Origin of the sequence: Pseudoalteromonas sp. SG43-7, assembly GCF_014164295.1 — a bacterium.
Taxonomy (GTDB): Bacteria; Pseudomonadota; Gammaproteobacteria; order Enterobacterales; family Alteromonadaceae; genus Pseudoalteromonas; species Pseudoalteromonas rhizosphaerae.
In genome coordinates, this window is the sequence record NZ_JACJEY010000134.1 from 1 (window position 1) to 1,677 (window position 1,677).

Annotated in this window: 2 protein-coding genes; one reads left to right on the forward strand and one right to left on the reverse strand. The window is 34.9% G+C overall.

What is annotated here, in order from left to right:
- Positions 1 to 217 precede the first annotated feature (217 nt).
- Positions 218 to 1,012, reverse strand: coding sequence for a helix-turn-helix transcriptional regulator (locus tag H5200_RS23070; protein ID WP_182762815.1), 795 nt, complete (start codon positions 1,010 to 1,012; stop codon positions 218 to 220).
- Positions 1,013 to 1,110: 98 nt separating this feature from the next.
- Here H5200_RS23070 and H5200_RS23075 point away from each other — a divergent pair, with 98 nt between their 5' ends.
- Positions 1,111 to 1,485, forward strand: coding sequence for a DUF3224 domain-containing protein (locus H5200_RS23075; protein ID WP_149980950.1), 375 nt, complete (start codon positions 1,111 to 1,113; stop codon positions 1,483 to 1,485).
- Positions 1,486 to 1,677: the final 192 nt, after the last annotated feature.

The following is a 1,677-nucleotide window of genomic DNA, read 5'->3' on the forward strand; positions in this document are numbered from 1 at the left end:
TTCGATAATGTTGCGCCACTGCTCAAGGCTACGCATTTTTCTCATGGCTATCTCCTAATTGAAATTAAGAAATAGTTTAATCGGTTTGACGAGTTACTGGCAGGTGCATTTTGCTAGACGCTTACAAACGAGTTTTTCTGGCCGTCTGCTTCTCGCTCCAAACAGAACTTCGTGAGTGTGCCATAAGCCGATATTGACTCTACTAGGATATAAAAATTCACTTTAGTTTGTTGTATCTGTTCGGAGTTATTCCTAAAATTTCTTTAAAATCTCGAATAAGGTGAGATTGATCAACATATTCCAATTGGGTAACAATATCTAAGATGCTAACGGAGTTGGTTTCAAGTTCATCTAAAACCCTACTAAGTCTGTACTTACGTATAAGCCATTTAGGACTAAGACCTACATATTCTGAGAAGTATCGCTGAACAGATCGTGAAGAGATGTTAGCATAGCTTGCTACTTGCTTAACTGTACAAATATTTTCATTATTTTTGATCAATGAGACCAAACTTTGAGTGATAGCTTTTGACTTAGTGATCGGTTGAACAAAAGAAGCAAGATTATCATGAATATAGCTAATAACCTCTAAATCGTTTTCATGTTCATATAAAGATATTAAATTATTTACGAAATCTAAGCCAAATATCTTTTTGGCTAGTACCTCTTTATTAACATAATCTTCAATCGGCAGAGGTAAAAGTTCCTTTAAGGCTCCAGTTTCAAATTTCACACCTATTATTCGTCCTACCCCTTCCATTTTATAAGAGTATTTTTTGCTCACAGGCCCCAATAACTTAACCCCTTCTTTACTGATAATTAAGTGAAAATTTGGATCTGGTAAGTTTTGTTGAGTATGAGTTTTTTGCTCTTCTAAGTTCCAATTCACAAACCAAAATTGTTCAATAAACCCATTAAAAAGGTCACTTGGAAAATATCTACGTAAGTGATAGTTCTCTTCACTCACCTGACGGTGTAATACCCCTTTTATTTCTTCATTATTTATTTTCAAATCTGATCAGTCTTTTGTTTATTGTCGCGTTTTTACTATATCAAGCAACTAATAACGTAGTAACATTTTTTTGTTAGGTTGATTAAAAGGAAAAAACTATGGAGTTAAAAGGTACATTTCAAATTACCGACTGGCAAGAAACCGTTGAACAAGAATTTGAAAAGGGTAAGAAATTGAGTGCCGCATTGGTACAACAAGCTTACTCAGGTGATATTAATGGTAATAGCGAAGTAAGGTATCAGCTTTACTACAGCGAAAGTGGTGATGCTCTGTTCAACGGATTTGAAACCATTACATATGATAAAAACAATGAACAAGTTTTACTCACAATAAAACATGATGGAAGATTTGAGAGTGGAATTGCATCAAGCGAATTTACTATAGTTGATAGTAGCCATGAAAATAACCTAGTAGGTAAAAGTGGCACCTTCAGCTCCATAGAAGGAGGGAAAGCCACCTACCAAATTTCATAAATTCTTTACAAAGCGGACAATAGTATTACGTCCGCTTATCCCTCATAGCAGCCTATTAGCTGAACTCTAAATAGTGTTAGAACAGATATTTGTTACTCCAGCTTATGCAACTTAACCGGTTTAAACCAAGCTAACTTGGTTGATTTTTTCTGCCTTAGTTTTTAAACTTTGACCTAGCATCTAGCATCTAGC